The sequence below is a fragment of the Candidatus Blastococcus massiliensis AP3 genome, from assembly GCF_000582785.1.
In the GTDB taxonomy this organism is placed as follows: Bacteria; Actinomycetota; Actinomycetes; order Mycobacteriales; family Geodermatophilaceae; genus Blastococcus; species Blastococcus massiliensis.
In genome coordinates this window covers 251,856-278,470 of sequence record NZ_HG931175.1, presented here as the reverse complement: position 1 = coordinate 278,470, position 26,615 = coordinate 251,856, and the positions used below count along the sequence as shown (strand labels likewise).

The 26,615-nt window shown below is 69.9% G+C and carries 30 protein-coding genes and 1 riboswitch; of the genes, 21 read left to right on the top strand and 9 right to left on the bottom strand.

All coding sequences use genetic code 11. The annotated features are described in order from the left end of the window. Nucleotides 1-43 precede the first annotated feature (43 nt). A complete protein-coding gene (locus tag BN344_RS15500) occupies nt 44-445 on the bottom strand; it encodes a heavy metal-responsive transcriptional regulator (RefSeq protein ID WP_040339482.1) in 402 nt (133 codons plus the stop codon). A gap of 54 nt (nt 446-499) precedes the next feature. On the opposite strand from BN344_RS15500, the gene merA reads away from it, so the two are divergent. The 5 genes from merA (at nt 500) to BN344_RS19675 (ending at nt 4,326) form a co-directional block, all read left to right on the top strand. After that, a complete protein-coding gene (merA, locus tag BN344_RS15495; RefSeq protein WP_040339481.1) occupies nt 500-1,870 on the top strand; it encodes a mercury(II) reductase in 1,371 nt (456 codons plus the stop codon). Then, nucleotides 1,867-2,604, top strand: a complete 738-nt coding sequence (locus BN344_RS15490) for an alkylmercury lyase family protein (protein ID WP_051516003.1) — start codon at nt 1,867-1,869, stop codon at nt 2,602-2,604. Before merA ends, BN344_RS15490 begins: the two co-directional genes overlap by 4 nt. A 257-nt stretch (nt 2,605-2,861) precedes the next feature. Continuing rightward, nucleotides 2,862-3,431 carry a DinB family protein gene (locus BN344_RS15485; RefSeq protein WP_197022348.1) on the top strand — a complete coding sequence of 190 codons (570 nt, stop codon included), beginning with the start codon at nt 2,862-2,864 and terminating at the stop codon, nt 3,429-3,431. Nucleotides 3,432-3,442: 11 nt separating this feature from the next. Further along, on the top strand, nt 3,443-3,838 hold the full coding sequence (locus BN344_RS20810) for a hypothetical protein (RefSeq protein ID WP_051516002.1): 396 nt from the start codon (nt 3,443-3,445) through the stop codon (nt 3,836-3,838). Further along, the gene (locus tag BN344_RS19675; RefSeq protein ID WP_231487034.1) at nt 3,733-4,326 is read left to right on the top strand and encodes an aminoglycoside phosphotransferase family protein; all 594 of its coding nucleotides are present in this window, start codon (nt 3,733-3,735) and stop codon (nt 4,324-4,326) included. Before BN344_RS20810 ends, BN344_RS19675 begins: the two co-directional genes overlap by 106 nt. Nucleotides 4,327-4,499: 173 nt before the next feature. On the opposite strand, the gene BN344_RS15470 is transcribed toward BN344_RS19675, so the two are convergent. After that, nucleotides 4,500-4,928, bottom strand: a complete 429-nt coding sequence (locus BN344_RS15470; RefSeq protein WP_197022347.1) for a hypothetical protein — start codon at nt 4,926-4,928, stop codon at nt 4,500-4,502. Nucleotides 4,929-4,999: 71 nt separating this feature from the next. Next, the gene (locus BN344_RS19670) at nt 5,000-5,233 is read right to left on the bottom strand and encodes a hypothetical protein (RefSeq protein ID WP_081788676.1); all 234 of its coding nucleotides are present in this window, start codon (nt 5,231-5,233) and stop codon (nt 5,000-5,002) included. A 115-nt stretch (nt 5,234-5,348) separates the two neighbouring features. Here BN344_RS19670 and BN344_RS19665 point away from each other — a divergent pair, with 115 nt between their 5' ends. Further along, complete coding sequence (locus tag BN344_RS19665) at nt 5,349-5,927, top strand: TetR/AcrR family transcriptional regulator (RefSeq protein ID WP_081788675.1); 579 nt, start codon at nt 5,349-5,351, stop codon at nt 5,925-5,927. Here the strand turns inward: BN344_RS19665 and BN344_RS19170 are convergent. From BN344_RS19170 to BN344_RS15455, 3 genes are all read right to left on the bottom strand, one after another. Next, nucleotides 5,841-6,575: a TVP38/TMEM64 family protein gene (locus BN344_RS19170; RefSeq protein WP_051516001.1), complete on the bottom strand. Its 735-nt coding sequence runs from the start codon at nt 6,573-6,575 to the stop codon at nt 5,841-5,843. The two genes, BN344_RS19665 and BN344_RS19170, sit on opposite strands and share 87 nt — an antisense overlap. Nucleotides 6,576-6,682: 107 nt before the next feature. After that, the gene (locus BN344_RS20380) at nt 6,683-7,618 is read right to left on the bottom strand and encodes a M56 family metallopeptidase (RefSeq protein WP_051516000.1); all 936 of its coding nucleotides are present in this window, start codon (nt 7,616-7,618) and stop codon (nt 6,683-6,685) included. After that, nucleotides 7,615-7,977, bottom strand: a complete 363-nt coding sequence (locus tag BN344_RS15455) for a BlaI/MecI/CopY family transcriptional regulator (RefSeq protein ID WP_081788673.1) — start codon at nt 7,975-7,977, stop codon at nt 7,615-7,617. The genes BN344_RS20380 and BN344_RS15455 overlap by 4 nt, the downstream gene beginning before the upstream one ends. A gap of 256 nt (nt 7,978-8,233) precedes the next feature. After that, nucleotides 8,234-8,385: riboswitch (cyclic di-AMP (ydaO/yuaA leader) on the top strand. Between the two features lie 104 nt (nt 8,386-8,489). Here BN344_RS15455 and BN344_RS15450 point away from each other — a divergent pair. The 6 genes from BN344_RS15450 (at nt 8,490) to BN344_RS15425 (ending at nt 13,160) form a co-directional block, all read left to right on the top strand. Continuing rightward, nucleotides 8,490-9,446 (top strand): C40 family peptidase, encoded by a 957-nt coding sequence (locus BN344_RS15450; RefSeq protein ID WP_231486916.1) that lies wholly within the window; start codon nt 8,490-8,492, stop codon nt 9,444-9,446. A gap of 118 nt (nt 9,447-9,564) precedes the next feature. Then, complete coding sequence (locus BN344_RS15445) at nt 9,565-9,969, top strand: DUF6153 family protein (protein WP_040339477.1); 405 nt, start codon at nt 9,565-9,567, stop codon at nt 9,967-9,969. 77 nt (nt 9,970-10,046) lie between these two features. Next, nucleotides 10,047-10,682: a DUF305 domain-containing protein gene (locus BN344_RS15440; protein WP_040339476.1), complete on the top strand. Its 636-nt coding sequence runs from the start codon at nt 10,047-10,049 to the stop codon at nt 10,680-10,682. Nucleotides 10,683-10,777: 95 nt separating this feature from the next. After that, nucleotides 10,778-11,398 carry a TlpA family protein disulfide reductase gene (locus BN344_RS15435; protein WP_040339475.1) on the top strand — a complete coding sequence of 207 codons (621 nt, stop codon included), beginning with the start codon at nt 10,778-10,780 and terminating at the stop codon, nt 11,396-11,398. Then, nucleotides 11,395-12,270 carry a cytochrome c biogenesis CcdA family protein gene (locus BN344_RS15430; protein WP_051515999.1) on the top strand — a complete coding sequence of 292 codons (876 nt, stop codon included), beginning with the start codon at nt 11,395-11,397 and terminating at the stop codon, nt 12,268-12,270. Before BN344_RS15435 ends, BN344_RS15430 begins: the two co-directional genes overlap by 4 nt. Beyond that, nucleotides 12,267-13,160 (top strand): F510_1955 family glycosylhydrolase, encoded by an 894-nt coding sequence (locus BN344_RS15425; protein ID WP_231486914.1) that lies wholly within the window; start codon nt 12,267-12,269, stop codon nt 13,158-13,160. The genes BN344_RS15430 and BN344_RS15425 overlap by 4 nt, the downstream gene beginning before the upstream one ends. A gap of 109 nt (nt 13,161-13,269) precedes the next feature. Here BN344_RS15425 and BN344_RS15420 read toward each other — a convergent pair whose 3' ends face one another. Further along, nucleotides 13,270-13,686, bottom strand: a complete 417-nt coding sequence (locus BN344_RS15420; protein ID WP_040339474.1) for a DUF5990 family protein — start codon at nt 13,684-13,686, stop codon at nt 13,270-13,272. A gap of 284 nt (nt 13,687-13,970) precedes the next feature. Here BN344_RS15420 and BN344_RS21275 point away from each other — a divergent pair, with 284 nt between their 5' ends. Further along, nucleotides 13,971-14,276 carry a DF family (seleno)protein gene (locus BN344_RS21275; RefSeq protein WP_424945182.1) on the top strand — a complete coding sequence of 102 codons (306 nt, stop codon included), beginning with the start codon at nt 13,971-13,973 and terminating at the stop codon, nt 14,274-14,276. 469 nt (nt 14,277-14,745) lie between these two features. Here the strand turns inward: BN344_RS21275 and BN344_RS15410 are convergent, their stop codons facing one another. Then, complete coding sequence (locus BN344_RS15410; protein ID WP_040339473.1) at nt 14,746-15,153, bottom strand: four-helix bundle copper-binding protein; 408 nt, start codon at nt 15,151-15,153, stop codon at nt 14,746-14,748. A gap of 181 nt (nt 15,154-15,334) precedes the next feature. Between BN344_RS15410 and BN344_RS15405 the strand changes: the two genes are divergently transcribed. The 5 genes from BN344_RS15405 (at nt 15,335) to BN344_RS15385 (ending at nt 21,168) form a co-directional block, all read left to right on the top strand. Further along, entirely contained in the window at nt 15,335-15,640 is a 306-nt protein-coding gene (locus BN344_RS15405; protein WP_040339472.1) for a metal-sensitive transcriptional regulator, read from the top strand. A gap of 70 nt (nt 15,641-15,710) precedes the next feature. Beyond that, nucleotides 15,711-15,971, top strand: a complete 261-nt coding sequence (locus BN344_RS15400; protein WP_040339471.1) for a heavy-metal-associated domain-containing protein — start codon at nt 15,711-15,713, stop codon at nt 15,969-15,971. A gap of 56 nt (nt 15,972-16,027) precedes the next feature. After that, the gene (locus BN344_RS15395; RefSeq protein WP_040339470.1) at nt 16,028-16,207 is read left to right on the top strand and encodes a hypothetical protein; all 180 of its coding nucleotides are present in this window, start codon (nt 16,028-16,030) and stop codon (nt 16,205-16,207) included. Between the two features lie 86 nt (nt 16,208-16,293). Beyond that, the gene (locus BN344_RS15390; protein WP_040339469.1) at nt 16,294-18,648 is read left to right on the top strand and encodes a heavy metal translocating P-type ATPase; all 2,355 of its coding nucleotides are present in this window, start codon (nt 16,294-16,296) and stop codon (nt 18,646-18,648) included. 42 nt (nt 18,649-18,690) lie between these two features. Beyond that, on the top strand, nt 18,691-21,168 hold the full coding sequence (locus BN344_RS15385) for a heavy metal translocating P-type ATPase (RefSeq protein ID WP_197022346.1): 2,478 nt from the start codon (nt 18,691-18,693) through the stop codon (nt 21,166-21,168). A gap of 37 nt (nt 21,169-21,205) precedes the next feature. On the opposite strand, the gene BN344_RS15380 is transcribed toward BN344_RS15385, so the two are convergent. Then, on the bottom strand, nt 21,206-21,787 hold the full coding sequence (locus BN344_RS15380) for a C40 family peptidase (RefSeq protein WP_051515998.1): 582 nt from the start codon (nt 21,785-21,787) through the stop codon (nt 21,206-21,208). Between the two features lie 383 nt (nt 21,788-22,170). On the opposite strand from BN344_RS15380, the gene BN344_RS15375 reads away from it, so the two are divergent. From BN344_RS15375 to BN344_RS20375, 3 genes are all read left to right on the top strand, one after another. Then, nucleotides 22,171-22,746: a hypothetical protein gene (locus BN344_RS15375; RefSeq protein ID WP_155858914.1), complete on the top strand. Its 576-nt coding sequence runs from the start codon at nt 22,171-22,173 to the stop codon at nt 22,744-22,746. A gap of 533 nt (nt 22,747-23,279) precedes the next feature. Beyond that, nucleotides 23,280-24,005 (top strand): endonuclease domain-containing protein, encoded by a 726-nt coding sequence (locus BN344_RS21230; RefSeq protein ID WP_081788672.1) that lies wholly within the window; start codon nt 23,280-23,282, stop codon nt 24,003-24,005. Between the two features lie 281 nt (nt 24,006-24,286). Continuing rightward, the coding region (locus BN344_RS20375) for a hypothetical protein (protein WP_166518256.1) at nt 24,287-26,615 on the top strand (2,329 nt) is incomplete at its 3' end.

Genomic DNA, 26,615 nt, shown 5'->3' with positions numbered 1-26,615 from the left:
CTGTCCGGTGGCCGGCCGTCGACAGGATGCCGCCCGGCTCCGCTTATCCGCCGGCTGGAATGACGTGGCAGACGGTGGCGGCGTCGCACGTCGCGGGGTCGAGCCCCTCGGCGCGGTTGCGGAGCCGCCGGACCTGCCCGCGCAGGGCGGTGACCTCCGCGATGCGTCGGTCGAGGTCGGCGGCGTGGGCGTCGAGCAGGGCGGTGACGTGGCGGCACGGCGGACCGCCGTGCTCGCGGACGGTGACGACCTGCCGGATCTCGGCGAGGGTGAGGCCGGCGGCCTGGGCGGCCTTGACGAACCGCAGCCGGGCCAGCGCGTCCTCGTCGTAGTCGCGGTATCCCGACGGCTGCCGCTCCGGTGCGGGCAGCACGCCGGCGGACTCGTAGAACCGCAGGGCTTTGACCGTCAGCCCGGTCCGGGCGGCGAGCTCGCCGATGCGCATGCGTCCAGGCTACGGCTTGACCTTCCAGTGCAGGGGAGGCTTTACGGTCCGGGGATGAGCGAGGAACTGGACCTGGTGGTGGTCGGCAGCGGCGGCGCGGCGATGGCCGCGGGCATCCACGCCCGCCGCGCGGGCCGGTCGGTCGTGCTGGTGGAGCGGGCCGTGGTCGGCGGCACATGCGTCAACATCGGGTGTGTTCCCAGCAAGACGCTGCTGGCGGCCAGCGGGCGGCGCGAGCACGCGCTGCACAACCCGTTCCGCGGCGTGCCGACGCAGGCCGGGCCGGTCGACCTGGCCGCGGTGGTGGCGCAGAAGGACGCGCTGATCGAGGGGATGCGTGCGGAGAAGTACGTCGACGTCGCGGCCGCGCACGGCTTCGAGATCCGCCGCGGCGAGGCCCGGTTCGCCGGGCCGGACACGCTGCTGGTCGACGGGCAGCCGCTGCCGGCCGCCGCGTACGTGCTGGCGACCGGCGCCGCGCCGGCGATCCCGGACCTGCCCGGCATCGCCGAGGTGGACCCGCTGACCTCGACCACCGCGATGGAGCTCACCGAGCTGCCCGACAGCTTGATCGTGATCGGCGGCGGCTACGTCGGGCTGGAGCAGGCGCAGCTGTTCGCCGGGCTGGGCACCCGGGTGACCCTGGTGGGCCGGGTCGCGCCGCGCGCCGAGCCCGAGCTGGTCGAGCTGATGCGGCAGGCGTTCGCCCGGGCCGGCATCGCCGTGCTCGAGCAGCGCGCGGTGCGGGTGGCCGCGGCCGCGGACGGGGTGCAGGTGGTCACCGACGCCGGGCAGACGGTGACCGGCGACCGGCTGCTGGTGGCCACCGGGCGCCGGGCGCAGACCGACGCGCTGGACCTGGCCGCGGCCGGCGTCGCGGTCGACGAGCGCGGCTTCATCGCCGTGGACGCCCGGCAGCAGACGTCCAACCCGAGGGTGTGGGCGGCCGGTGACGTGACCGGCGCGCCGCAGTTCGTCTACGTCGCCGCCGAGACCGGCCGCGCCGCCGCGGTCAACGCCCTCGGCGGCAAGCACGAGGTGGACTACACCGGCCTGCCGGCGGTCATCTTCACCCGCCCGCAGCTGGCCAGCGCCGGGCTGACCGAGGCGCAGGCGCTGGCCGCCGGGCACGCTTGCGACTGCCGGGTGCTCGGCGGCCAGGACATCCCGCGGGCGCTGACCAACCAGCACACCCTGGGGGCGCTGAAGATCGTTGCCGACGCCGACACCGGCCGGGTGCTGGGCGTGCACGCCGCCCTCGAGGGCGCCGGGGATGTGATGCTCGCCGCCACCTACGCCATCAAGGCCGGGATGACAATCGACGACGTGGCCGACACCTGGGCGCCGTACCTGACGATGAGTGAGGCGCTGCGCATCGCCGCCGGGCTCTACCGCGACGACAAGCCGACGAGCTGCTGCGCATGAACGGCGACCGCGAACCCCGCTGGGGGCCGGCCGACGTGGGGGCACTGCCCGCGCACCTGGTGGCCGCGCAGCGGGCCGCCGGCCTGCCCGAGTGCACCTTCGACCAGCTGCTGGCCGCCGCGCCCGCCGACGCCCGGGCCTTGCACCGGGTGCTGCTGGCCTCGCTGGCCACCGGCGAGGGCGTGCCGCCGACGGCGGAGGCGGCCGCCGCGGCCGGGCTGACCGCCGATCGGGCCCGGGCGGCGCTGGCTGAACTGGTCGCCGCCGAGCTCGTCGCCGCCGACGCCGCCGGCGCGGTGACCGGCGTGTTCCCGCTCTCGGCCGTGCCGACCCGACACGTGGTGCGGCTGGATGACGGGCGGCGGCTGTACGCCATGTGCGCCGTCGACGCGCTCGGCGTGCCCGCGATGCTGGGCCGGCCGGCCACCGTGGACAGCGCGGACCCGGGCACCGGCCGCCCGGTGCGGGTCGAGGTGCCCGCCGGGAACCCGGGTGACGCTCCCGAGGGGGACGCCCAGCCGCCGGTGCCCGATCCGCCGGAGGCGGTCGTGCTGCTGGCCCGCACCGGCACCGGCCCGCTGGCCAGCGAGTGCTGCTCGGTGATCGACTTCTACGACGACCCGACCGAGGCGAACGCCGCGCTCGAGCAACGCGGCATGACCGGTGTCGTGCTCCCGCTGCGCGACGCGCACGCCCTCGGCGTTGCGCTGTTCGGCCGGCTGCCGGCCACCTGACCGGCGATGCCCGGCCCGCCTTCGCGCCCGCTGCCCCCCGCCCTCGTCGCGGCGCCGTCGGCATCCAGGCGGTGTACCTGCCCGGCGGTCTGCTCCTGCTGGCGGCGGCGGGTCGGCGCGGCAGCAACCCGGGCGTCGCCGCACAAGCACGGTTGAGACGTCGCCCACGGCGGTGCCGCGGTGCTGGACATCCGCTGTCTTCCGCGCGGCGCGCGGGGAGCTTGCGGTCGCGGTCCCGGTTCCTTCACCGTGTCCGGGTGAGCGGTACCCCGCGGTCGGATCCGGCGGCGGCCGCGGCCGAACCCCCAGTGGACCGGGCCGCGATCGCGCGCGAGATGGACGACGCCCGCGCCCGGCTGCACGCGCTGCTCGCTGGCGTGGACGCCGCCGACCTGCGTCGGCCCAGTGCCGGCACCCGGTGGACCAACGAGCAGCTGCTGTTCCACATGGTCTTCGGCTATCTGGTGGTGCGGACGCTGCTGCCGCTGGTCCGCGTGGTCAGCCGGCTGCCGGCCCCGGTCGGCCGCGGCTGGGCGGCGCTGCTGAACTCCGTCACCCGGCCGTTCCACGTCGTCAACTACTGGGGGTCGGTGGGTGCGGCTCGGGTGTTCGACCACGCCCGGATGGGGCCGCTGGCCGACCGCACCATCGCCGCGCTGCAGCGGCACCTGGCGAGGGAGCCGGAGGCGGCACTGCACCGCGGTATGCCGTTCCCGGCCGGCTGGGACCCGTACTTCGGATACCTGACGCTGGCCGAGGTGTACCGCTACCCGACCCGGCACTTCGAGCACCACCGCCGCCAGCTGTCCCTCCGCGGCGGCCAGTGACTGGTCGCCCGATGGCCGAGCTCGTGGCCGGGCTGCCGCTGCCGGCCGCGCTGGTCGCGGCCGCCGAGGCCGAGGGCCGCACGGCCTGGCTGGCGACGCTGCCGGGCACCGTCGCCCGGCTCGCGCGAGCGTGGTCGCTGACCGTGGAGGCACCGTTCGCCCCGGGCGGGCGGACCGCATGGGTGGCGCCGGTCCGTGACCGGGCCGGGGACGAGCGGGTACTGAAGGTCGGCTGGCGGCATCCCGAGGCCGAGCACGAGGCCGACGGCTGCGCGCCTGGGCCGGGCGCGGCGCGGTCCGGCTGCACGCCGCCGAGTGCACCGCCGACACGAGCGCGCTGCTGCTCGAGCGGTGCCGGCCCGGCACCCCGCTGGCCGCGGTGCCGAAACCGGAGCAGGACGAGGTGATCGCCGGCCTGCTGCGCCGGCTGTGGATCGCGCCGCCGGCCGGGTCCGCCTTCCGTCCGCTGCAGGAGATGTGCGAGCGGTGGGCCGATGACTTCGCCGAGCGGCTCGCCGCCTCTCCCAGCGTGGTCGACTCGGGCCTGGCCCGTGAGGGCATGGCGCTGTTCCGGGCTATGCCGGTCGACGCCCACCGGGCGGTGCTGCTGCTCACCGACCTGCACGCGGGCAACGTGCTCGCCGCGCGGCGGGAGCCGTTCCTGGTGTGCGACCCCAAGCCGTACGTCGGCGACCCGGCCTACGACGCGACCCAGCACCTGCTCAACTGCGCCGAGCGGCTGCACGCCGACCCGGCCGGACTGGCCGACCGGATGGCCGACCTGCTCGAGGTGGACCCGGTACGGCTGCGCCGCTGGCTGTTCGCCCGCTGCGTGCATGAGTCTCCCGGGGACCCGCCCCTGGCCGACGTGGCCCGCCGCCTCCCGCTCGACTGACCCAGGCGCGGGCAGCGCGGCGTGCACAGGCAGCACTCACCGAGGTCCAGGCCCGGCAGTTGGCGCCGGGGTCGGCGGCGGGCACCAGGACCGGCATGTTCGCGTTTGCCAGCGGTCTTCGCGGCCGTTTGGGCCTGGGCCCGTTGACGGCTATGCGCCTGTTGGCTTTTCCTTTAGGACTGCACAGGCGCCTTCTGCTTGCGCCATCCGTACCGGGTCACGCCTCTGGGTTTGTAGAGGGAGAGCCCTGTGATCACCAGCAGCACCACCAGGCCGCCGATGGAGTGGGGGAGCGAGCCCGATAGGTCCCGGGGATCGGCGCCCGCCCCGGCTGCCTCGGCCAGCGAACGGATCGTTCGCGTCTCGAGGAGAAGGACAGTGGCGGCGGCCGCGGTCAGCAAGAGCTTCACCACGACCCAGTAGTGCCTGAACAAGCCCCACGGCGTACCCAGCGCATTGATGATTCCGACGACCAGGGATGCCAGCGCCAACGGAACGATGACGTAGAGCGCGACCAGCTCCATCGCGACGTAGGCGGAACGAACCCGCTCGACATCGCCGCTCACGACTGCCGTGACATCGAGCGCGATGTAGGCAGCCACGGCGCCCAGCCAGCCCAACGACGACGTCACGTGCGCTGTGAGAACTGCCTTGCGCAGGCGAGGGGACATCGTCATCGAACGGTCGTCGCTCCAGCTGTCTCTGTCGACGGAACGATGACGACATCGGGCGTTTCGAGTCCGGACATGTGACGCCCTGGTCCGTGCTCGCCGCCGACGCCGGTCAATTTCAGGATCAGGAACAGTAGGACGAGGCTTGCGGCGACGATCGCCGTGACTCGGACCCAGCGAGGCATGCGCGGTGGGATGTCGCGATCGTTGTCGGATCGGCTGGCCGGCTCGGTCATCGGCTCGTCCTCTGTGTGGGGGCGGGGTGCCTGGCTTCCAACGTGGACGTTAGCGAGACAATATGTCGCCATCAAGTCAGCCTGTATCGGGCGCGTCGCTGCGTATAGTCACGGGGTGCCGAAGCTGTGGACCGAGACGATCGATGCGCATCGCCGCTCGGTGCGCGAGGCGATCCTGGACACGGCGTGGGCGCTCGTGGCCGAGCGCGGGCTGCTGGCCGTGACGATGTCGCAGATCGCCGAGACGACGGGCATCGGTCGGGCCACGCTGTACAAGTACTTCCCAGACGTCGAGGCGATCCTGGTGGCATGCCATGAGCGCCACGTGGCCGACCACCTCGGCCGGTTGTCAGAGATCCGAGATCAGCACGGGGGCGCTGAAGAGCGGCTCGAGGCTGTCCTGCAGGCGTATGCGCTCATCCTTCACCACCGCGGACGCCATGGCACGGAGGAGATGGCGGCGCTCGTGCATCGCGGCGAACACATCGACCGCGCCCAGCACGAGATCGTCAACCTGATCACCGAGATCCTGGTTGAGGTGGCATCGACCAACCGGCTGAGGGAGGACGTCGGAGTGGGCGAGCTCGCAACGTTCTGCGTGCACGCCCTAGCGGCTGCCGGTCGCCTGCCATCGGAAGCGGCTGTCCGACGGTTGGTCTCCGTCACTCTGGCGGGCTTGCGTCCACCGAGCTGAGCAGTCGCCCATGGGGGTCCGTGTGCACCGCATTAGAAACCGTCGACCCAGAACGGCGAGAACGAGGCCGACGGTGATCGCCACGGTGACCGGCGCGGCTGTGGTCCACGGTGGAGACGCCGCCATAGACGCACCGATGGCCGTGTACATGACTGACCCGGGCAACAGGCCGACGGCCGTGCCGAGTGTGTACGGGGCGATGCGCATCGCGCTGAGGCCGGCGGCGTAGCTGACCAGCATGAACGGCAGTATCGGCATGAGGCGTGCGACGACTATGGCGACGACGCTGCGCTCGCCCAGTGCATCGTCGAGCCGGCGTAGACGATCACCGGCCACGCGGATCATCGCGTCCCGGCCGAGGCAACGGCTGAGCACGAAGCCACCCAGCCCACCGAGCACGCCACCGATGACGACCAGCACCAGGCCCGCCGTGAAGCCGACGACCGCCCCTACCAACACGGAGAGCGCCGACCGTGGAACAGGGGTAACCAGGGCGACTGCCTGGCCCAGCACGACGGCTACCCACGCCCACGGGCCGGCGTCGTCGAGCCAAGAGCGCACCGATAGGACGCCTGGTAGGCCGACGACAGTGGCCGCTAGTACACCGATGAGCACTAGCGACAGCAGGATCGACGCGCGAACCGCCACCGGCAGACGAGCTCCCGATGCGGCTCGAGCGGACGGAACAACCCGGTCAGCTCTGAAGACGTCCGCGTCCGTGCCGGAAGTGCGTCGGAGGGACAAGCTCGGGCGCGTCAGACGAAGGCGCATTGCACGACGCTGGCGACCAGCGCTGCCGCAGCCGTCGGCAGCATGAGCGCCCCAACGGCGACAGCCGAACAGCCCGCAAGGCGGCTGTAGCGGTTCGCGCCGACGCTGCCGGTGGTCAGTCGCTGAAGGCGCGCTTCCGTCAGTCGTCCGGCCATGGCCAGCCCGCCTGTGGGAACCGCGTGGCTGGTAAGGCGGCTGAGCGCCTCCCGCACAGCTGAGGGGCCGCATCGGCGGGCCGCCCGGCTGTCTGCGGCCATTTCCACGAGGTCCCGGGTCGCTCCAGGCGCCGCTCGCAGCAAGGGGCACCAGGGCAGGGCAGCTGCGAGCGTCTCCACGACGGCGAGCAGCAGGTGGTGTCGGCCTCGGAGGTGGGCGCGTTCGTGCTCGAGCGTGGCGTGCACCGCGGCGGGTGTCAGGTGATCCCGCAGCGCCTGGCTCATGACGATGAGTCCCGAACGGCCTCCGATGGCCAGTGCGATCGGCCGGTCGTCCTGAATCCACAACGGGTCAGTAGTCCTGCAGTCACCGGCGAGTAGACGCAACTGGTGCAGGTGGGGGGCGTTGCGACGGCGGCTGCGGAGCCGGGCGTGCACGACGAGGGCAAGTCGGACAAGAACAAGGGTGGCGCTCGCAAGCCCCATGGCGGCGATTGCTTCTGCGGCTCGGGGGAGCGTGCCGGAGGAGAGAGCCACCCAGCAGTGGCCGGCCAGGTCGAATGTGCCCGCGTGATGGCTGTCCACGGGTAGCGCGGCGAGACTTACTGCCGCAAGCAGAGACCCGACGAAGCCCAGCGTCGTCAGCAGCCAGCCGGTGAGGAGGATCGTCGGATCCAGCCGAAGGTCGCCCAGTCGAAGCAGCAGGCGGTGCCCGTGCCAGCCCACCAAAGCGGTGCCGGCCCCGAGTGCGATCAACGCTGTCATCGGTCGGCGTCCCGCTTGGCCAAACCGTCGCGGAGGCTGTTGGATTCGTCGTCCGTCGCCGTCTCGGCGAAATGGAGCAGAACGGATCGCGGATCATCCGAGGCGTCGAGGACCTCCCGGAGAGATGCGGCAGCTACGGCTTCCCGGCTCTGGGCAGGCAGGTAGCTGTACGCCCGACCCACTGGTCGCCTCTCGACCATGCCCTTGCGGTGCAGGTTGCTCAACACGGTCATCACCGTCGTGTAGGCAAGGTTGCGTTGCGCAGGCAGTTGCTCCAGCACCTCCCGGACGGTCAGAGCGCCGCCGGCGGACCACAGGACGCCCATGACGGCTGCCTCGAGCTTGCCCAGCGATGGCAACGGTCTCTCCTTCGATCACGGGTGGTCGCCGGTGCGGATGGTGACCGGTCGGCCTGCACCGAGGCCTGAGAACCCGAGCCTGATCGGCGAGACACTACTTGTCGACAACACGGTCCCGGCGGCCCTTGAGTCAGCGGTGACTCAGGGGTTCGACGAGACACGTGACAACTATCCGTCCCGCATAGTTGTCACGAAAGGGTCACGGACCTATGTTGACGGGGCCCGGTTCGGCAGTCGTCCCCGCCCGTGGGGACCCGTCCGGGCGCCGCCGAACTCGGACGTATGAACCGTCCGGGACCGGGGACCCACCGTAGTTCCGGGGTGAATTCTGCGAGCCGACGGCCGCAGATAGGGCGTCTTCCAGCCCGAATCCGTCAGCTAACTCGGTAGGCGGCCGCTGGAAGACAGGAGAGCCGCCTCTCGTGGCGACTGCCCACCGCACCCTCACGCGCTCGAGCCGCCCGATCCAACGCCTCGGGAAGCGCACCCTTCTACTTGCCGTCATCGCCGTCGTGGGCCTCGAGCTCGCCACGGCCCCGGCCGCCGCTGCCCCTGGAGACGCCGCCACGGCCGCAGATGCAGCATCGCTCGTCGCCGAGCGTGGCCACGAACTCGAGGTGCTGACCGAGTCGTTCAACGAGGCGAGGGAGAACGTCGAGGCACAGAAGGCGGCTGCATCGGCAGCAGGTGCCGAGGTCGCTCGAGCCGAAACGCAGTTGGTCGCACTCAGTGAGGCGGTGGCCGGTGTCGCGCAGACCGCGTACACCGGCCGAGGGCTCGGGACACTACAAGCGTTCATGACCAGCGGGTCGCCGGACGAGTTCCTGAACCGGGTCGCCATGCTCGAGGCCGTCGCCGGCCACCAGAACGACGTCATCGACCAGGTCGGCGCTGCCCGTGCGGCAGCAGAGGCTGCCCGGCGCTCCGCGGACCAGGCCGCCGTCGAGGCGCAGGAGCAGGTCGACGCCGCCGCTGCCAAGCAGGCACTTCTTCAGACGGAGATTGCTGCGTACCAAGCCCAGTACGAAGCCCTCAGCGCAGAGGAGCAGGAGCAGGCCGACCAGGCTCACGGTGGCCGAGCGCTCGACGCGCCCCCGCCCGCGACCGTGACCGCCAACAGCGAGGCGGCGCAGATCGCCGTCGACACGGCCATGGCGCAGCTCGGCGATCCCTACGTGTGGGCGGCCGCCGGCCCTGACTCATTCGACTGCTCCGGCCTCACGCAGTACGCCTTTGCCGCGGCGGGCATCGACCTGCCGCACTCGAGCCGGATGCAGGCCACGATGGGGCAGGCGGTCGGACGAGCCGATCTGCAGCCCGGGGACCTGGTGTACTTCTACAGCCCTGTCAGCCACATCGGCATCTACATCGGTGGCGGCAAGATGGTGCACGCGTCGACCTTCGGGGAGCCCGTCAAGGTCGGCAGCGTGGACATGGCCGGTTACGTGGGGGCGCGCCGGATCGTCTGAGTGCATATGTAGGGCGAGGGGGCCGACGCCACGTCCCAGTGCGGGCGGCCGCGGGCAGCACGCAGCTACTATGGCTGCTAGTACGTGAACAGGAGCGGGAGGAGTGCAGGTGCGCCGAATGGCCGTCCTCATCCTGCTGGCTGCCGTCTTCTCGATGCACGGCATCCCCTTTCTCGGTGCCGACAGCCCGACGAGCGAGACGGCTGCACCGACGCACGTTGCCATGGCCGCCGCGACGGGAACCCTGTCCGTCGCCGAGATCGATCTGTTCGAACGGGGCGACGCCGAACTGCTCGGTGATCAGCAGGCGCCGACCGAGTCGCACGGTGTCGCCGAGCACCTGTGGGGGGCGTGCCTCGCGATCCTCCTGGCCGGCATCGCACTGCTGGCCGTGGTCACGTCCCTTCGTCGGCGGCAGGCCCCACCGTGCGCACGAGCGACCGGCGCCCTGAGCCGGCCGCAACAGTTTCTCGCCGCCATCCGACCACCGGATCTCTCCGTCCTCTGCGTCCTGCGGACCTAGGCCGACTCGTCCGCTCATGGCCCTCGGGTCACGAGCCGAACGAGCAGGCCTTCATCCGAACGACAGGGAGACAACCAGTGACCCGCACGACCGCTCGACTCGTCCGTATTGCCGGGGGTGCCATCGCCGGCGCTCTCATCCTGGCCGGCTGCTCCGACAGCAACGAGAACTCCGACGCCGCGGCCAGCACCTCCGACACCCCAGCCAGCGAGACCGCTGCCTTCAACAACGCTGATGTGAGCTTCGTTCAGGGCATGATCCCGCACCACCGCGGCGCCCTGGAGATGGCTCAGCTTGCAGATGGACGCGCACAGGACCCGCGCGTGCTCGACCTCGCCAGCCGGATCGAGGCTGCTCAGGAGCCGGAGATCGAGAACATGACCGCTTGGCTCGAGGAGTGGGGGGAGCCGGTTCCCGAGGAGACCGAAGACCAGGGCATGGGCGGCATGGACCACGGCAGCATGGGTGGCTCCGACATGGAGGGCATGTCCGAGGAGGACATGACCAGCCTCGAGGCCGCCTCCGGCGCCGAGTTCGACCGCATGTTCCTGGAGATGATGATCGAGCACCACCGCGGCGCGGTGGACATGGCGCAGACCGAGATCGACGACGGCACCTACCCCGGCGCGGTCCAAATGGCGGAGGACATCGTGGCCTCGCAGACCGCCGAAATAGAGGAGATGGAGACGCTGCTGAGCGAGCTCGGCAGCTGATTCCCCTCGGCGGGTGGCGCTGTCGCCCATGGATCGGCAGCGCCACCCGCTTCTGTTCGCCGACGTCCTCGGCCACTGCCGAAGGGGATCCCCGCATGCCCACGTACTCCCCGCGCCGGACGGTCCGCGCCGGCGCTTCACTACTGCTCAAGGTCGCGGCAGCAGCGCTCAGCGCGGCGCTTCTCGCCGGCTGTTCGTCCGGCGACGCCGGATCGAGTACTTCGAACGTCGAGTACGAGTTCACCGGTGTCACGCCCCGGGGGCAGGTCATCGCACCGGCGAACCGAGCCGCGTCACCGACATTCAACGGTGAGCTTCTGGACGGAGCCTCGTTCGACTCCGCGAAGCTCGCCGGAGACGTCGCCGTCATCAACTTCTGGGGCTCCTGGTGCGGTCCCTGCCGCGTGGAGACCCCGGACCTGCAGACCGTTCACGCGGACCTAGGGGACCGGGGCGTCCAATTTCTCGGGGTCGACGTCAAGGACGACCGGCAGCTCGCCATCGCCTTCATGGACCAGGTCGGCGCCGAGTACCCCTCCCTCTTCGACCCGCGAGGCGAGGTCGCCATGGCCTTCCGCGGATTTCCGGCCAATGCCGTGCCTTCCACGATTCTCATCGACCGCGACGGAGGTGTCGCCGCCGTCTACACGGGCGCCATCACCCAGGATGATCTCCGTCAGGCGCTGAGCACTCTGTTGGCGGAGGAGGGGCCATGAGCGGCCTCGCCGAGACCTTCGCCGGCATCGTCACCGATGGTTCTTTGCTGCTCGCGATGGCCGTGGCGGCCCTCGTCGGCCTCGTCAGCTTCGCCTCGCCCTGCTGTCTGCCCCTCGTGCCAGGCTACGTGGGATACATCGCCGGACTGGCCGGATCCGACGCGACCGTTGACAACACCACAGCCCAATCGACGGTCGATGCGGGACGGGCGGGAGGCGCGACGACGACGGCGCAGAACCGGCTGTCCGTGACCGCGGCCGCCGGTGGTCCCGAGGCGCGGCTGTCGAGGCGGCGACTGTTGGTTGGATCGCTGCTCTTCGTCGCCGGCTTCACCGTGGTGTTCGTGGCCTTCGGAGCCCTCTTCGGTGGCCTCGGACGACTCCTCCTCCAATGGGAGCCTGTGCTGACCCGTGTGGCCGGCGTGGTCACCGTCGTCATGGGCCTGGCTTTCCTCGGCTGGGTTCCCTGGCTGCAGCGCGAGAAGCGACTCCACCATCTGCCCTCAGGCGGTCTCGCGGGGGCACCAGTCCTCGGCTTCGTCTTCGGTCTGGGCTGGACGCCGTGCATGGGCCCAACGCTCGGGGCGGTCAACAGCCTTGCCTACAACGAGGCGTCCGCGGTCCGCGGCGCCATCCTCGGCCTGGCGTACTGCCTCGGACTCGGCATTCCCTTCGTCGCGATGGCGCTCGGCGCCCGCCGGGCCGTCCGGATGTCCGCGTGGGCACGACGGCACGCCCGAACGGTGATGCGTTTCGGGGGCGGCTTGCTCCTCTTGCTCGGTTTCCTGCTGCTCACAGGATTCTGGGAAGACCTCATGTTCTGGCTGCGTGCCTGGCTCGCCCAGACCGGACTAGGGAGTTCGTTCCTGTGACCCTCAATCCTTTCGCACTCCGCGGCCCGGGCCGGCGACGCTCGCTGCGCACGGTCGTCCTCGGCGTGGCTGCCGCAATCGTCATGGCGGGTTGCACCGCCTCGGGGGCCGACGAACAGGCGACCCCCGCTGTCCCGGCGGGTTCGTTGCCCTCCGCGCACATCCACGGCGTCGGCGTCGACCCGGCGGACGGCACCACCGTGCTCGCCACCCACGACGGCCTCTTCCGGGTCAGCGATCGCGCGGAGTCGACCCGCGTCGGCCCCGCCATCGATCTCATGGGCTTCGCGGTGGCCGGCCCCGGTCACTTCCTGGCGTCCGGACACCCGGGGATCGGCGTCGACATGGCTCAACCGGTCGGCCTGATCGAGAGCACCGACGGCGGACAGACATGGACGGCCCTGTCCCGCGAGGGGGAGTCCGACTTCCACGCCCTCGCCGTCAGCTCCGCGGGCGTCCTCGGTTTCGACGGAGCTCTACGCCGCTCCTCGGACCACCGCCGGTGGCAGGATCTCGCCATCCCGGCCGAACCAGCCGCCCTGGCCGCCTCACCCGACGGCCAGATCGTCCTCGCCGCTACGGAGCAGGGCCTCCTGCGTTCGACGGACTCGGGGACCTCCTGGTCGCCAGTCGAGGGTGCCTCGTGGCTGGCCGTGCTCAGTTGGGCTGAGAGCGGGACCGTTGGCGGCATCGACAGCGCGGGCCGCTTCTGGGCGAGCACCGACGGCGGCGTGACGTGGGAGGAGCGCGCACATCTGGACGCTGCTCCGCAGGCGGTTCACCTGCGTGTCGACGACGCCGGGGCTGTTCACGTCCTCGCCGTCACGGACACCGCACTCGTCGAATCGGTCGACGGCGGCTATGCGTTCCACCCGGTGCTGAGCAACTAGACCGTCAGCGTCGTGGTCAGGTGTGAGCAAGCACGGGACAGGCGCAGTGCGCCGCGCTCAAGCTTCAGAGGCCAGCAGGGCGCGTCTCACCGCACTATCGGGCGTGCCGCTAAGCAGAGCCTTCGCGCCACGTCATGAGGTTGGCAGGGACCCGAGCGCATCGGGGGGATCCGTCCTCCTGGGTAAGCGGGATGTCCACCACGACCTTTGGCCTGGGCCGGAGGGTCTTCGGGAGATCGCTGAGCATCACCTTGGCGCGGCGGAACATGGTGAAGGCGTCGCCCTCGACGGTGCCCCAGGTGAGGTAGACGAATCGCTCTCCCCGGCGGCCTTGGACTGCCTCGCCGCGATAGTCGACGCCTTCGGAGCCCTCCAGCACCTTCAGGTCGGTCTCCCAAGATGCGTCAGGGGAGTCGCCCCGGACGAGACCTGCCGGGTCACTGCCCACCTGGAGCCCCACGTGGACGTTGATGTGCTCGGCGAATGTGCTGCCCGGCAAGTCCCGTCCTCGCACGATCAGCCTCATACCGCGCAGTCCATCAACACGTCGGTGCGGTCCGGAAGAGGTTCCGCCACAGCGCAACTGGTACGCGGCATCAGACCGCGCCAGACTCGGTCCATGTGGGCCCTTCCAGCGCCGTTCGAGGTCGTACCTGGCCTGAGGCGCTGCGGCTGCTGTGGCGGCGTCGTCGGAGCCTGGTCGGTGACCGCCCGGGCGGCAACGCCTGGCGCGTCAATCTGCCGGGACTGCGCGAGGTTCGCCGCCTTACGATCTGGCCGGGCCAAACCCAGTGATCTGACGAATGGTGGGTGAACGTGCGGGTTTCGCTCCTGTACTTCGAAGGATGTCCGAACTGGACCGTCACGGATGGGCGCCTCCGGGAGGCTCTTACACGCGTCGGCCATGGCGATGCCGACGTGGAGTACCGCCGTGTGTCAACGCCGGAGGAGGCGGAGGCGGCTCAGTTTCGCGGCTCGCCCACCGTCCTCGTCAACGGCCGCGACCCCTTCCTGGACCATGAGCGCCCCGTGGGACTGTCGTGCCGTGTGTACCGCACACCGGACGGCTTGAGCGGCTCTCCCACGGTCGAGCAACTTGTGGAGGCACTGCAATGAGGCTCCTCGGCCGGCGAGAGACTGACACCGAGGAGCGCGTTGCGTGCGGCTGCTGCGGTCGGGACCTTCCTCGATCGTCGGTTCACGAGTTGGGCGATACGCCCGGCGTCTTCATGTGCCGACGCTGCGCCCTCTGGGTGGCGACAAGGCGGCGCCACGGCTAGCAGGTCCGGCGGAAGTGGAGTTCGCACTGTCTGCTCGTCGCGCTCGCTCATGCGGGCAAGGAGGACGAGCGGCGAGTGCGGCCCTCGCGTCTCAACGGGGGAGGAGGCGCCCTGCATGGCCGAGGATGAAACCCTCATACACGTCCCGTGCTGGGCCGGAGAATGCGCTCTGCGACCATCCGCGTCGCACGTCACTGACACCTCGTTGCTTACGGAGGCGACCAGCGGACGGGAAGCCCAACCACGCGACGGTTGCGCTAAGACGGAGGTGCCCCTTCCCGGCGAGGCCCCGTTCGAGCGAGTGCTCAGCCGAGGGTAGCGATGAGGTCGCGGCAGGCAGCCTCGCAGCGGCGGCACGACTCCGCGCAGATCCGGCAGTGCTCGTGCATCTCGGCGTGCTGCGCACACTCATCGCCACACGCCTTGCACGCTGCCGCGCAGGCCTCCAGCACGGACCGGGTCACGTTGGCGTCATAACCGGTGTGGCGCGACAGCACGCGGCCCGTCGTCTCGCAGATGTCGGCGCAATCGAGGTTGGTGCGGATGCACTTCGTCAGCTCCGCGACCATGCCCTCACTGAGGCAGGCGTCCGCGCAGGCGGTACACGCCTGCGCGCACTCCACACACGCGTCGATGCACGCCTGAAGCTTCGCCCGGTCCACGCCGCCCAGGTCCTTGGGATAGGTGTCGAGCATCTGGCTGGCAACGGTCACGTTCGCTCCTCTGAATGCCGGCGCAGGGGCCGGTCTGCTTCGGACGCCGATACCGAGACCGTTACCCCTGGGCCCACACGGGTAACGCGAAACTATGCGGGATAGGACTTGACTGGGAACCCTAGGGGGGTATGGTTCCGCGTGTAGTGAGACAGCGACGAGAGAACTCACAGGAGTCTCGATGGACGCGGGACACGTCAAGGGCGAGCACGGATACATCCACCGCAAGGACGACTACCTCACGCGCCTGCGACGGATCGAAGGGCAGGCGCGAGGGCTGCAGCGGATGGTCGCCGACGAGCAGTACTGCATCGACATCCTCACGCAGGTCTCGGCGATGACGAAGGCCCTGCAGTCCGTGGCCCTCGGGCTGCTGGAGGAGCACATGAGCCACTGCGTCGTCCAGGCGGCCGCCACCGGCGGGCCTGAGGCCGGCGAGAAGATCCGCGAGGCATCGGAGGCCATCGCCCGCCTCGTCCGCTCGTGACGACCCCTGACAGCCTCGCCCACCCAAGCCGGAACACCGGATCAGCACAATCACCGAAGGGACACTCCAGATGAGCACCGCCACCTACACCGTGACCGGCATGACGTGCGGTCACTGCGTCAAGTCCGTGACCGAGGAGGTCAGCCAGATCCCCGGCGTGACCGGAGTCGACGTCGACCTGGCCAGCGGCGGCCTGACCGTCACGAGCGAGCAGCCAGTCGACGCCGCCGCCGTCCGGGGCGCCGTCGAGGAGGCCGGCTACGAGGTCAAGGCGCCTGCCGTCCAGATGGCGACCAGCGAGGGCTCCGGCTGCGGGTGCGGCTGCAAGTAACCCTTCCCCGGGCCGACAGCCGCCCGGCGCCGCGACGCGGAAGGACGTGACGTGACGTGAACATACGCACCAAGGTCGGCGCCTACCTGCTGGGCCTCGCCGCCGTCTTCCTGGGCTCCCTGGGGATCGGCGATGCCGTCGAGCCCCTCGGACCCGCAGCCGAGCGGCCAGACGCACCCGTGCAGACCGGCGTCGACCACGACGACATGGACATGGGCGGCGACGCCGGCAAGTGACCCCGGACCCGGGGGTGCGCAGACGACGAGTGCACCCCCGGGGCCCGGACTCCCAGCGACACCAGAGATCTCTGACAGGAGAGACCATGAGCTCCGCAACGAGCAGCAGCACAGCCCCGGCCGCCACCGGGAACGCCCAGGTCGAACTCGCCATCGGCGGCATGACCTGCGCCTCGTGTGCCGCTCGCATCGAGAAGCGGCTCAACAAGCTCGACGGCGTCACCGCCACGGTCAACTACGCCACCGAGAAGGCCAAGGTCACCTACCCCGACGGCGTCAGCACCGACGACCTCGTCGCCGCCGTGGAGAAGGCCGGATACTCGGCTCGCCTGCCCGAACCGCCCGCCGCGGCGGACGACACCCAGGTGACCGACGAGCACGACCCCGTGCGGGTCCTGCGGCAGCGGGTTCTCATCTCGGCGGCACTGACCCTGCCGGTCATCGCCATGGCGATGATCCCGGCCCTCCAGTTCGAGAACTGGCAGTGGTTGTCCCTCACCCTGGCCGCGCCGGTCGTCGTCTGGGGCGCCTATCCCTTCCATCGGGCGGCCTGGGTGAACCTCCGCCACGGGACGTCGACCATGGACACCCTGGTGTCGATGGGCACGCTGGCGGCGTTCGGCTGGTCGCTCTACGCCCTGTTCTTCGGGTCGGCGGGTATGCCCGGCATGAAGCACCCCTTCGAGCTGACCATCCAGGCCGGTGACGGTGCCGGCAACATCTACCTCGAGGTCGCTGCGGGCGTTACCACCGCGATCCTGGCCGGCCGGTACTTCGAGGCCCGCTCGAAGCGTCGGGCCGGAGCAGCCCTGCGCGCGCTGCTCGAACTGGGGGCCAAGGGCGTCGCCGTACTTCGCAACGGGCGCGAAGAGCGGATCGGTGTCGACCGGCTTGCCGTCGGCGACCTGTTCGTCGTCCGTCCCGGGGAGAAGATCGCCACCGACGGCGTCATCACCGAGGGCTCGTCCGCGGTCGATGCCTCAATGCTCACCGGCGAATCGGTGCCCGTGGAGGTCGGTCCGGACGACGCGGTCGTAGGCGCCACCGTCAACGCCGGCGGACGCATCGTCGTCCGGGCGACCCGCATCGGGTCGGACACCCAGTTGGCACAGATGGCCCGGCTGGTCGAGGAGGCGCAGAACGGCAAGGCCGAGGTGCAGCGGCTGGCCGACCGGGTCTCCGCCGTATTCGTGCCCATCGTCATCGCAATCGCCATCGGGACCCTGGGCTTCTGGCTCGGCAACGGCGCCGGTGTCGCCGCCGCCTTCACCGCGACCGTGGCCGTCCTTATCATCGCCTGCCCGTGCGCCCTCGGACTGGCCACGCCGACGGCCCTGATGGTCGGCACGGGTCGCGGCGCCCAGCTCGGCATCCTGATCAAGGGACCGGAGGTGCTGGAGTCCACGCGCAGGGTTGACACCGTCGTCCTGGACAAGACCGGCACCGTGACCACCGGCCGGATGACCCTGGTCAACGTCCTCGTCGCTGAGGACGGAGACCCTGAGCAGCTGCTTCGACTGGCCGGTGCGCTGGAGGACGCCTCCGAGCACCCCATCGCCCAGGCGATCGCCAAGGCAGCGACCGAACGCGTCGGCACGCTGCCGCCCGTGGAAGGCTTCACCAACCTCGAGGGGCTCGGTGTCCAGGGTGTAGTGGAAGGGCACGCGGTCCTGGTGGGGCGGACCCGGCTGCTCGCCGAGTGGTCTCAGCACCTTCCTGCCGACCTCGAGCGCGCCAAAGCGGCCGCCGAGGCGGACGGCGGAACTGCGGTCGTCGTCGGGTGGGATGGCGCTGCCCGTGGCGTCCTGGTCGTCGCCGATGCAGTCAAGGACACCTCGACCGAGGCGGTCCGCCAGCTCCGCGACCTGGGCCTGACGCCGATCCTCCTCACCGGCGACAACGAGACGGTCGCCCGCTCGGTGGCTGCGCAGGTGGGCATCGACGAGGTGATCGCCGAGGTCCTGCCGCAGGACAAGGTCGACGTCGTGAAGCGCCTCCAGGACGAGGGCAAGGTCGTCGCCATGGTGGGCGACGGAGTCAACGACGCCGCTGCCCTGGCTCAGGCCGACCTGGGCCTGGCCATGGGCACGGGGACCGACGTGGCGATAGAGGCCAGTGACCTCACGCTGGTCCGCGGGGACCTCCGTGCCGCGGCCGATGCCATCCGGCTGTCCCGGAAGACCTTGAGCACCATCAAGGGCAACCTGTTCTGGGCTTTCGCCTACAACGTCGCCGCCCTGCCCCTGGCTGCCGCCGGCCTGCTCAACCCGCTGCTCGCCGGCGCAGCCATGGCGTTCTCGTCGGTGTTCGTCGTCTCCAACAGCCTGCGGCTGCGTCGGTTCTCCGCCCAGGCCTCAACCCGCGCGGACGGCGGCCCTGCTACGGCTGGCGACGCGGAGTCCTCTCGGCCGCCCGCGTCCGCGATCAGCGGGCGCACGTGACCGTCACCTGACTCCACAGCCACACGAGCGAGGAGCAACGCGATGACCAAGGCGGCACACCAGAATGCGCGCGGCATGGCGAGTGCGACCGCCGTGATCGAGGCCTCCGGCATCCTTCGCGGATCATCGAAGACCGTCGTCGAGTCGGCCCTGTCCCGCCGCCCGGGTGTCCTGGCGGTCGAGGCCAATCCCGTCTCGCAGACCGCCACGGTGACCTATGACCCCAACCGGACGACGATCGCCGAGCTGACCGACTGGGTCCGAGACTGCGGCTACCACTGCGCCGGGCAGTCGGTTCCCGCGCACATGTGCGATCCGATGACCGAGCCGGCGGCCTCGGGAGCCGGCCACGGGACGCACGCCGACACGGACGCAGCACCACCGTCCGAGGCGCACGACCACGCCGCGATGGGGCACGAAGGCCACGGTGCGGCTCCTGGAGCCTCGCCGCAGGACGTGATGGGGCATGGCGGCCATCACGCCGGGATGTCGATGGACGACATGACCCGCGACATGCGCAACCGCTTCTTCCTGGCGGCCGTGCTCTCGATCCCGATCCTGCTGTACTCGCCGATCGGCCGGGAGGTGCTCGGCTTCGAAGCCGCGGCGCCGTTCGGCCTGCGGGACGACGTCTTCTCGCTCATCCTCTCGCTGCCGGTGATCTTCTACTCGGCCTGGATCTTCTTCGACGGTGCCTACCGGGCCCTGCGGAACCGCACCCTCGACATGATGGTGCTGGTCGCCGTCGGCGTGGGAACCGGCTGGCTCTACAGCCTCGGCGTGACGCTGACCGGCGGGGGAGAGGTCTTCTACGAGGCCGCGACGGTCCTGACCGCCTTCGTCCTGTTGGGCCACTGGTTCGAGATGCGCGCCCGGGGAGGCGCCAACGACGCCGTCCGCACCCTCCTCGAACTGGCACCGGCGCGCGCGGTCGTCCTACGCGACGGTGAAGCCGTCGAGGTGCCCACGTCCGAAGTCCAGGTGGGCGACCTGCTGCTCGTGCGCCCCGGCGCCCGTATTCCGGTCGACGGTTCCGTCGAGGACGGTGAGTCCGAGGTCGACGAGTCCATGGTCACCGGCGAGAGCCTCCCGGTGGCCAAGACGCCAGGCTCCGAGGTCATCGGCGCCTCCATCAACACCACGGGGACGCTCCGGGTCCGGGCGACCAAGGTCGGCGCCGACACCGCCCTGTCCCAAATCGTGGCCCTCGTGCAGCAAGCGCAGAACTCCAAGGCCCCCGGCCAGCGGCTGGCGGACCGGGCAGCGTTCTGGCTGGTGCTCGTCGCCCTGATCGGAGGCGGCGCCACTTTCCTGGCCTGGATGCTGGCCGGCGAGAGCATCGAGGTGGCCATGCTCTTCGCGATCACCGTCGTGGTGATCACCTGCCCCGACGCGCTCGGCCTGGCCACGCCGACCGCGATCATGGTCGGCACAGGGCTGGGCGCGAAGCGTGGCGTCCTGTTCAAGAACGCCACGGCTCTGGAGACGTCCGCGCGCATCGACACCGTCGTCATGGACAAGACCGGCACGCTGACCAAGGGTCAGCCGGAGGTCACGGACGTCGTCAGCCGCGGCTTGTCCGAGGAGGACATGCTCGCACTCACCGCCGCCGTCGAGCGAGAGTCGGAGCATCCGCTGGCCCGCGCCGTCGTGCAGCACGCAACGGAGCGGGGAGTTCCCCGCCTGACCGCGACGGATTTCCGCAACGTGCCCGGGCATGGCGCGGTCGCCGACGTGTCCGGACGCCGCGTGCTCGTCGGCAACCGACGACTCATGGACGCCGAGGCTGTCGAGCTGGGAGACCTCGCCGAGCGGCGCAACGAGTTGGCAGCCGCCGGCCGCACCGCGGTGCTCGTCGCTGTCGATGGCCAGGGTGCCGGGGTGATCGCCCTGGCTGACGCCCCGCGCGAGACCGCGGAAGCGGCCGTGGCCGCGCTGCACGAATCCGGCATCGAAGTCGTCATGCTCACCGGCGACAACCAGGCGACGGCCGAGCGGATCGCTGCGCACCTCGGCATCGACACCGTGATCGCCGAGGTCCTGCCCGGCGACAAGGCCGACAAGGTCGCTGAGCTGCAACGCCAGGGCAAGAGAGTCGCGATGGTTGGTGACGGGGTCAACGACGCCCCAGCCCTCGCCCAGGCCGACATCGGGATCGCCATCGGCGCCGGCACCGACGTGGCCATCGAAACCGCCGACCTGGTTCTCATGCGCTCCGACCCGCTGGACGTTCCTATTGCCCTCCGGATCGGGCGAGGCACTCTGCGGAAGATGCGGCAGAACCTGGCCTGGGCGATCGGCTACAACGCGATCGCGCTGCCCATCGCGGCCGGTGTCTTCGCGCCTGCGTTCGGCCTCGTCCTGCGCCCCGAGATCGCCGCGCTGTCGATGTCCGGCTCGTCCTTGATCGTCGCCGTGAACGCGTTGCTGCTCAAGCGGCTCCGGCTACCGGAGCCCGCTCCGGGTGCACCGACGGGGGCGGCTTCGAGCGCCGAGCCGCAGCCAGTGGGCGGCCGCTGACATCCAGGTCGCCGTCCCCACGGTCCTCCGACACCGCTTAGGCGGCTCCCTCGGGCAGCACTCGTCGGATGGCTGTGGGCTGGCCCGCCGACTGCATCTTCACGACCTCTCCGGGCTGCGGGGCTGCGATCATCTGGCCGTTTCCGACGTAGATGCCCACGTGGTCAATCCCTGGGCGGCTGGGTGAGTAGTCGAAGAACAGGAGGTCGCCCGGCCTGGCGTCGTGGAGAGAGGCGACGGGCTGCCCCGCGGTCGCCTGCTGCGAGGAGACACGAGGCAGGTCGACGCCCTGGCTCTTGTAGACCAGCTGCGTAAACCCGGAGCAGTCGAGGCCCTTTGCGGGGTCCGTACCGCCCCACAGGTAGGGCACTCCCAGGTACTGCTCAGCCTTCGCCACGACGGCCCCGCCGGCTCCCGTGAGATCGAGCCCCATGCTGGAGATTGCCGGGGCTTCGGCGGCGGACGGGTCCGTCGTCCCCCCGGTCAGGCCGGCACTGGCAGCCACCGAGGCCCAGTCCGACGGCGCTCGCCCGGAGACCCGCACCGGTGCCTGAAACTGCGCCTGGATCGAAGCAATGCGTGCTTGAACCTGCGCGAGCCCGTCCATCGAGTTGCCCACTCCGCTCCGCCGGGGGCTGTGACGCCCCGTGCCACGTGGCTCTCGTCAACCGATCGATGCGCAGGTCAAACTCCGTCCTGCATCGTCGCGACTGGGCTCCTGCCGGCCACATCCACTAGGGCGGATAGTAGAAGTCGCTGGGGCGCGTCCGTGGGAGGCGCGCGACGCGGCGTTGCGGTCGGTTGTGGGCCGACATCTGCGCAGCCCCGGAGTCCCAGGGCTCAACAGGGGCAAACGCGTTGATCACACCTGCCATAGGTTCAGTTGCCCGGAAAACGACGGGGAACTCTTGTCGGCGTTGTCGTCGAATGCAGGTGAGGCACCCGGTGCCGAGTCGCCTGAGACCCGGTCGCTTCCACGCCTTGGTCGGCATGATGCGTTCCGTGGACACGTCTGGGGCCGCGGCCGAGCCCACGGCTCTCAGCCGTTACGACTACATGCTTTACAGCATCGGCGCGGTCGCGCAGACGCACGTGGCGATGGAGCTGACGCTGCGCGGGTTGTGGGGTTCGCTTGCGGCGCTCGGCTATGGGGGAGACACGCAACAGCCGCCACGGGGGCTCGCCAACCTGGTCAGGAGATGCGGGACAAGCATCCGCCGGCTTCCAGTTCCGGCCACGGTGAAGGAGGCAGCTGCCGGCGTCTTGGAGTTGGTGGTTGAGGCCACGCGCCTTCGGAATCGCGTAGTGCACGACTACTGGATCGACGTCGAGCCGGGTGAGCTCTCGAGCGGATGGGCGGGGTGGGTGCGCACCAACCCGGAACTGCCGTTGGACTCCATCCGCTCGGAGGCCAGTGATCAGTTGTACGTCGAGAGGTGCCGCTTGCAAGTCGGTCACTGCCTCGTGCTGATCAGTGACCTCACGCAGCTGCTCTGGCACTACGTACCTGTCGTGCAGGGCGGACATCCGGTGGACACCGTGGATGAGCTGCTCGACCGACTCCAACGACGGCTGTGACGCGAGCCGCAGTCAACGGCGGCTCCGGTTGCACGGCGGATTGCAGCTTCACGGCCCGCGCCCACCGGCAGCCTTCCGGCCGGGCACGGGTCGCCACCCTCAGAGGTCGGCCACTTCACCCGTGCGCAACTTGTCGCTAGGCGGCGATAGGTTCCGCGGTGGACGCGCCGGATGACCGACGGCACGTCCCGTCCCAGCGCGATGACAGCACGCTGGGGCTCGTCGGGCTCTCTGGGCAGTCAGTGGCGGCCCCGAGGGTCGTCCACACCCGGCGGCGGGTCTGGACGCCTCGCTCCGGCCTGTAGGTCGGAGCGAGGCCGCTCGTCGCCACCCGTCCAGGGCACCTGTCGGACCGAGCATCCACCGTCCAGGGCGTGAACGAACTCCACGGCGACGACACGGGGCAGGCCCCCGCGCAGCCAGCATCAAGCCCCAACCCGCAAGACGCCGGAACTTCTCAGGCGCCCGACGTGGGAGGGCAGCCTCCAGCGGCGCCTCGCCGTTCTCGGGCTCGAGGCCCGGCGGTCGCCCGCATGCGGAGAAACGCAACGGAACCGTTGCAGCTGACGCTCTTTCCACTGCACGCAGAATCGTCCCTGCCCCGTCATGAGCTGCACCGCTTGCAGCACGGCCGTTGCGCCCGATGCGGCAACGAGGTTCCGATCAGCGCACGGATCAAGTGGGACCGGCACCGCACACGGATTGCTGGCCTTGTGTGCCACGGATGCTCGCTTCGCTCGGACCCGCTGCTGAGCCCTAGCCCGGTGGAGCAGGCACCTCCACTCCTACGGCTGCGCCTATCCCTGGGACCCATCCCTGCCGGAGACCTCGCTGTCTCGGAGGCGGACAAGCAGGCGCTCGTCGAGCGTGACTGGAACCGCTTCCGGAACGCGGCTCAGGCCCTCTGGGTGTACCAGGGTGGCGCTTGTGCGCTGAACGACCCCGCGCTCAACCCGCACACCCCATATCGCGGACGCGCCATTCGCCTCGACCACGTGCACGACGCCGACGGGTTGGTGCGGGGGTTGCTCTGCCAGTCCTGCAACTGCATCGAGGGCAAAGGGGGAGGGGCGGGTCGGCGGGGACTGGTCCGCTTGATCAGGCGCTATCGGGCGCATCCGCCGGCCCAGTCGCTACCAGCCACTCGGGGTTTGACACACGCGTACATGACCTCTTGGGCGGGGGATGAGTACCGCCGCCTGATGGCACGTGCGGGAGCCAGAACCGACGCCGAGTTTTTCTGGAACAGCGATGCCTGACGAACGAACGACCGGCAGGTCTGCCGACGAGGCCCCCCTCACATCCGCGGCAACAAAGGGGATTCGGCGCAGCGCAGTCCTTTCGGGATGGGTCGCTTGCATGCGATCGGTGGATGTCGTGTGGGACGGCGAGCGTGACCGACGGCGCGGCTCGGCCAGGAGCGTTGAAGAAAATTCCTCTAGCCCGTCCAGTGACGGTCTAGACCTGCCGATCGCCACACGGCATACACCACAGCAGGCCACCAATGAAGTCGAACGAGGCAGTAGTGATGAGTAGGTCCTTGAGCCCCCGCGAGATCGCGGAAGCCAGTTTCGGTCACCGCACCAGCGATCGCCGACGAATGGCGTGCGCGCGCCTCAGTAACGTCAGCGGGGCCGAGGACGTCGGACACCAGTTGAGCCAGACCTACGCCTCATTGCCCGACTGGGCACGCGATCGCCTGCAGCGGATCGGCAAAGAGCTGGTCCTGGATCCGTCCACTCACGGAGCGTCGGTCTATCAGGGACCACACGGTGCGACCCTCACGACGCTGTGGGTGCAGCGGGACCGGCAGCCTGGCGACCAGGACGTCTTCGTCGCGGTGTTTCTCGCATCGGCGACCGTGACCGGCAAGGCGCGACGAGGGCGGCGCCGTGTGATCACGTACGGCGCTGACGCGCTCCCCGGAACGCTCCGGGACGCGCCCCTGAGTAGCGAGGAACGGCGTGCCGAGGTAGCTCCCTTCCGGCCGGAGGCCTTCCAGGAAACGGACACCGCCACGAGCAACTGGTTCACCGACGTGTTCAAGGCGTTGGTGACCCTGCACCAGCCTCACTATCTCCACCTTGCCTCGAGCCGACGGATGATCCGCGCCTTTCAGTTCATGGGCGAGATCCATCAGACGCTTGTCACGAGTGTCCATAGGGTCGTCGACAACAACCGGCGGGAGATCGACCCTCGTAGCCCCGAAGGCCAGCTGGAGTTGAATTTCCAAGGCCTGTTCTCCGCTCTGGACCGCGACAACCTGGTGCAAGCACAGGTGGGCGGAAAGTTCTCCCGGACGCGGGAGAACCACTTGGCGCTCACCTACACGGCCCTGCCCCCCGGCTGGCGGCGGGACCGGACATCTACTCGTCCGCATGTCGACTTGGCCGCAGCGCCCCTCGTGCGGTTACTCGTCCACGCCATCGGTCACGAGTCGAGGGACGTGCTACGCGAGGTACTTCACGCTTCGAGGCTCGTCTCGCCGAGGACCAGCCCGGTCAAGCAGTGGACCTGGGACCCAGCAGCCGTCGAGGCGCAGCTCCGTGCATTCGGTCTGACGCCTGCCCAGGCTCCACAGCCTCGCTACGTGACAGAGTCCGGCGAGCGCCTCTTCGCCGCTGCTCGAAGCCTTGACGTCCATCGGCTGCGCAGGTGGCTCATTGCCTGGCGAGAGTCCGTGTTCGAGTGGGAGATGACGCTGCCCGACAGCGCCCATGTATCCGTAGCCGGCATCCGCTATTGGCGAGAGGCCTCTGGCAAGACCGTGGCATCGATGCGAGTCGACCTTCCTCGACCGCCGGAGCCGTTCGCGTCAGACCAGGACTTCTCTCGAGCGCAGGCAGCACTCGACCATTGGACGGTAGAAGCCGAGAGCCGGGGGGTGGTCATCCGAGAGGCCCAGAGCCGGGGAACCCTTCCCTTCCTCGGATCCGTCGGCACCTATCGGGAGGGGCCATTCGAGTACCGGCTCATGTCTGGAAAAACTCGAGAGGCGGGCCAGCCGAAACACACCTATCAGTTGCGTCGACAAGCCGCGGCTGAAGGCTCATTGGTATGGCGCGACGGCACTCGAATCTTGGGGGATAAGTGCGCCACCGTCAGGGCCGACGAACTGCACCGGGCAGTGGCTGACGTCGTCAGCCAGGTCCTGACCCAGAATGTGTCTCCGCGGCGACAGGAGGACGAAGACTATGCAGTCCTGAGGCCCATCTTCCGGCGGCGAATGCCGACTCCGGACCCATTGGTGCGCGAGCAGACCGCTCTCGCTGCGGCAGAGCAGGCGAGAGACCTCGCATTCGACATGCTGAATCAGCCAGCCATTGGTGACCCTGTCGACTATCTCGCGCGCATCCGGGAACGGCTGACTTTGGCCGAAACAGAAATCGAGGCCGTACGAGCGCGTATATCCCTGATCGAGACGTCGCGCAGGGCATCTGCCGTGGACTCGAGCCTCGGCGGCGGCCTCGCCCGTCAGCATGGAGAACTCACCACGAGAGAGTTGGACGGCTTCTTGGCCGCCCTCGACCGGCTGCGCGGCCCCACGCTCGTCGATGCGCTGTACGCCGGCGGGCTGCAGGAGTTCCTCCGCGTGCGGGTCGAGCGGCGGGAGCTGCGGTGGGCCGACTTCAGCGTCGAAGTATCCATCCCTGCCGACGACGACCAAGTCATCGTCTTGACCGGCAGCGGAAGGGTGCGCGCACGTGGCACCGCCATGCCTGTGGCAGCGGAGGCCAGCGTCGCACTGCCACCAGCGCAGGCGCGGAGACGCTACAGCGACCTGAGCCGGGCCGATCTCGTCACTCAGATCATGGCCCACGGCTCCGACTTGGTCAGTTTGATGCCTCCCTTCGAAGGCCGCCAGACTC

Bases quoted from the DNA above. Each gene is read 5' to 3' on its own strand.
- merA (WP_040339481.1), top strand. From the start codon at position 500: ATGAGCGAGGAACTGGACCTGGTGGTGGTCGGCAGCGGCGGCGCGGCG.
- BN344_RS15435 (WP_040339475.1), top strand. From the start codon at position 10,778: ATGCCCACGTACTCCCCGCGCCGGACGGTCCGCGCCGGCGCTTCACTA.
- BN344_RS15420 (WP_040339474.1), bottom strand. From the start codon at position 13,686: ATGAGGCTGATCGTGCGAGGACGGGACTTGCCGGGCAGCACATTCGCC.
- BN344_RS15385 (WP_197022346.1), top strand. From the start codon at position 18,691: ATGACCAAGGCGGCACACCAGAATGCGCGCGGCATGGCGAGTGCGACC.
- BN344_RS15445 (WP_040339477.1), top strand. From the start codon at position 9,565: ATGGCCGTCCTCATCCTGCTGGCTGCCGTCTTCTCGATGCACGGCATC.
- BN344_RS15400 (WP_040339471.1), top strand. From the start codon at position 15,711: ATGAGCACCGCCACCTACACCGTGACCGGCATGACGTGCGGTCACTGC.
- BN344_RS15405 (WP_040339472.1), top strand. From the start codon at position 15,335: ATGGACGCGGGACACGTCAAGGGCGAGCACGGATACATCCACCGCAAG.
- BN344_RS19670 (WP_081788676.1), bottom strand. From the start codon at position 5,233: ATGACCGAGCCGGCCAGCCGATCCGACAACGATCGCGACATCCCACCG.
- BN344_RS15390 (WP_040339469.1), top strand. From the start codon at position 16,294: ATGAGCTCCGCAACGAGCAGCAGCACAGCCCCGGCCGCCACCGGGAAC.
- BN344_RS20810 (WP_051516002.1), top strand. From the start codon at position 3,443: ATGGCCGAGCTCGTGGCCGGGCTGCCGCTGCCGGCCGCGCTGGTCGCG.
- BN344_RS21230 (WP_081788672.1), top strand. From the start codon at position 23,280: ATGCGGAGAAACGCAACGGAACCGTTGCAGCTGACGCTCTTTCCACTG.
- BN344_RS15490 (WP_051516003.1), top strand. From the start codon at position 1,867: ATGAACGGCGACCGCGAACCCCGCTGGGGGCCGGCCGACGTGGGGGCA.
- BN344_RS15430 (WP_051515999.1), top strand. From the start codon at position 11,395: ATGAGCGGCCTCGCCGAGACCTTCGCCGGCATCGTCACCGATGGTTCT.
- BN344_RS15500 (WP_040339482.1), bottom strand. From the start codon at position 445: ATGCGCATCGGCGAGCTCGCCGCCCGGACCGGGCTGACGGTCAAAGCC.
- BN344_RS20380 (WP_051516000.1), bottom strand. From the start codon at position 7,618: ATGACAGCGTTGATCGCACTCGGGGCCGGCACCGCTTTGGTGGGCTGG.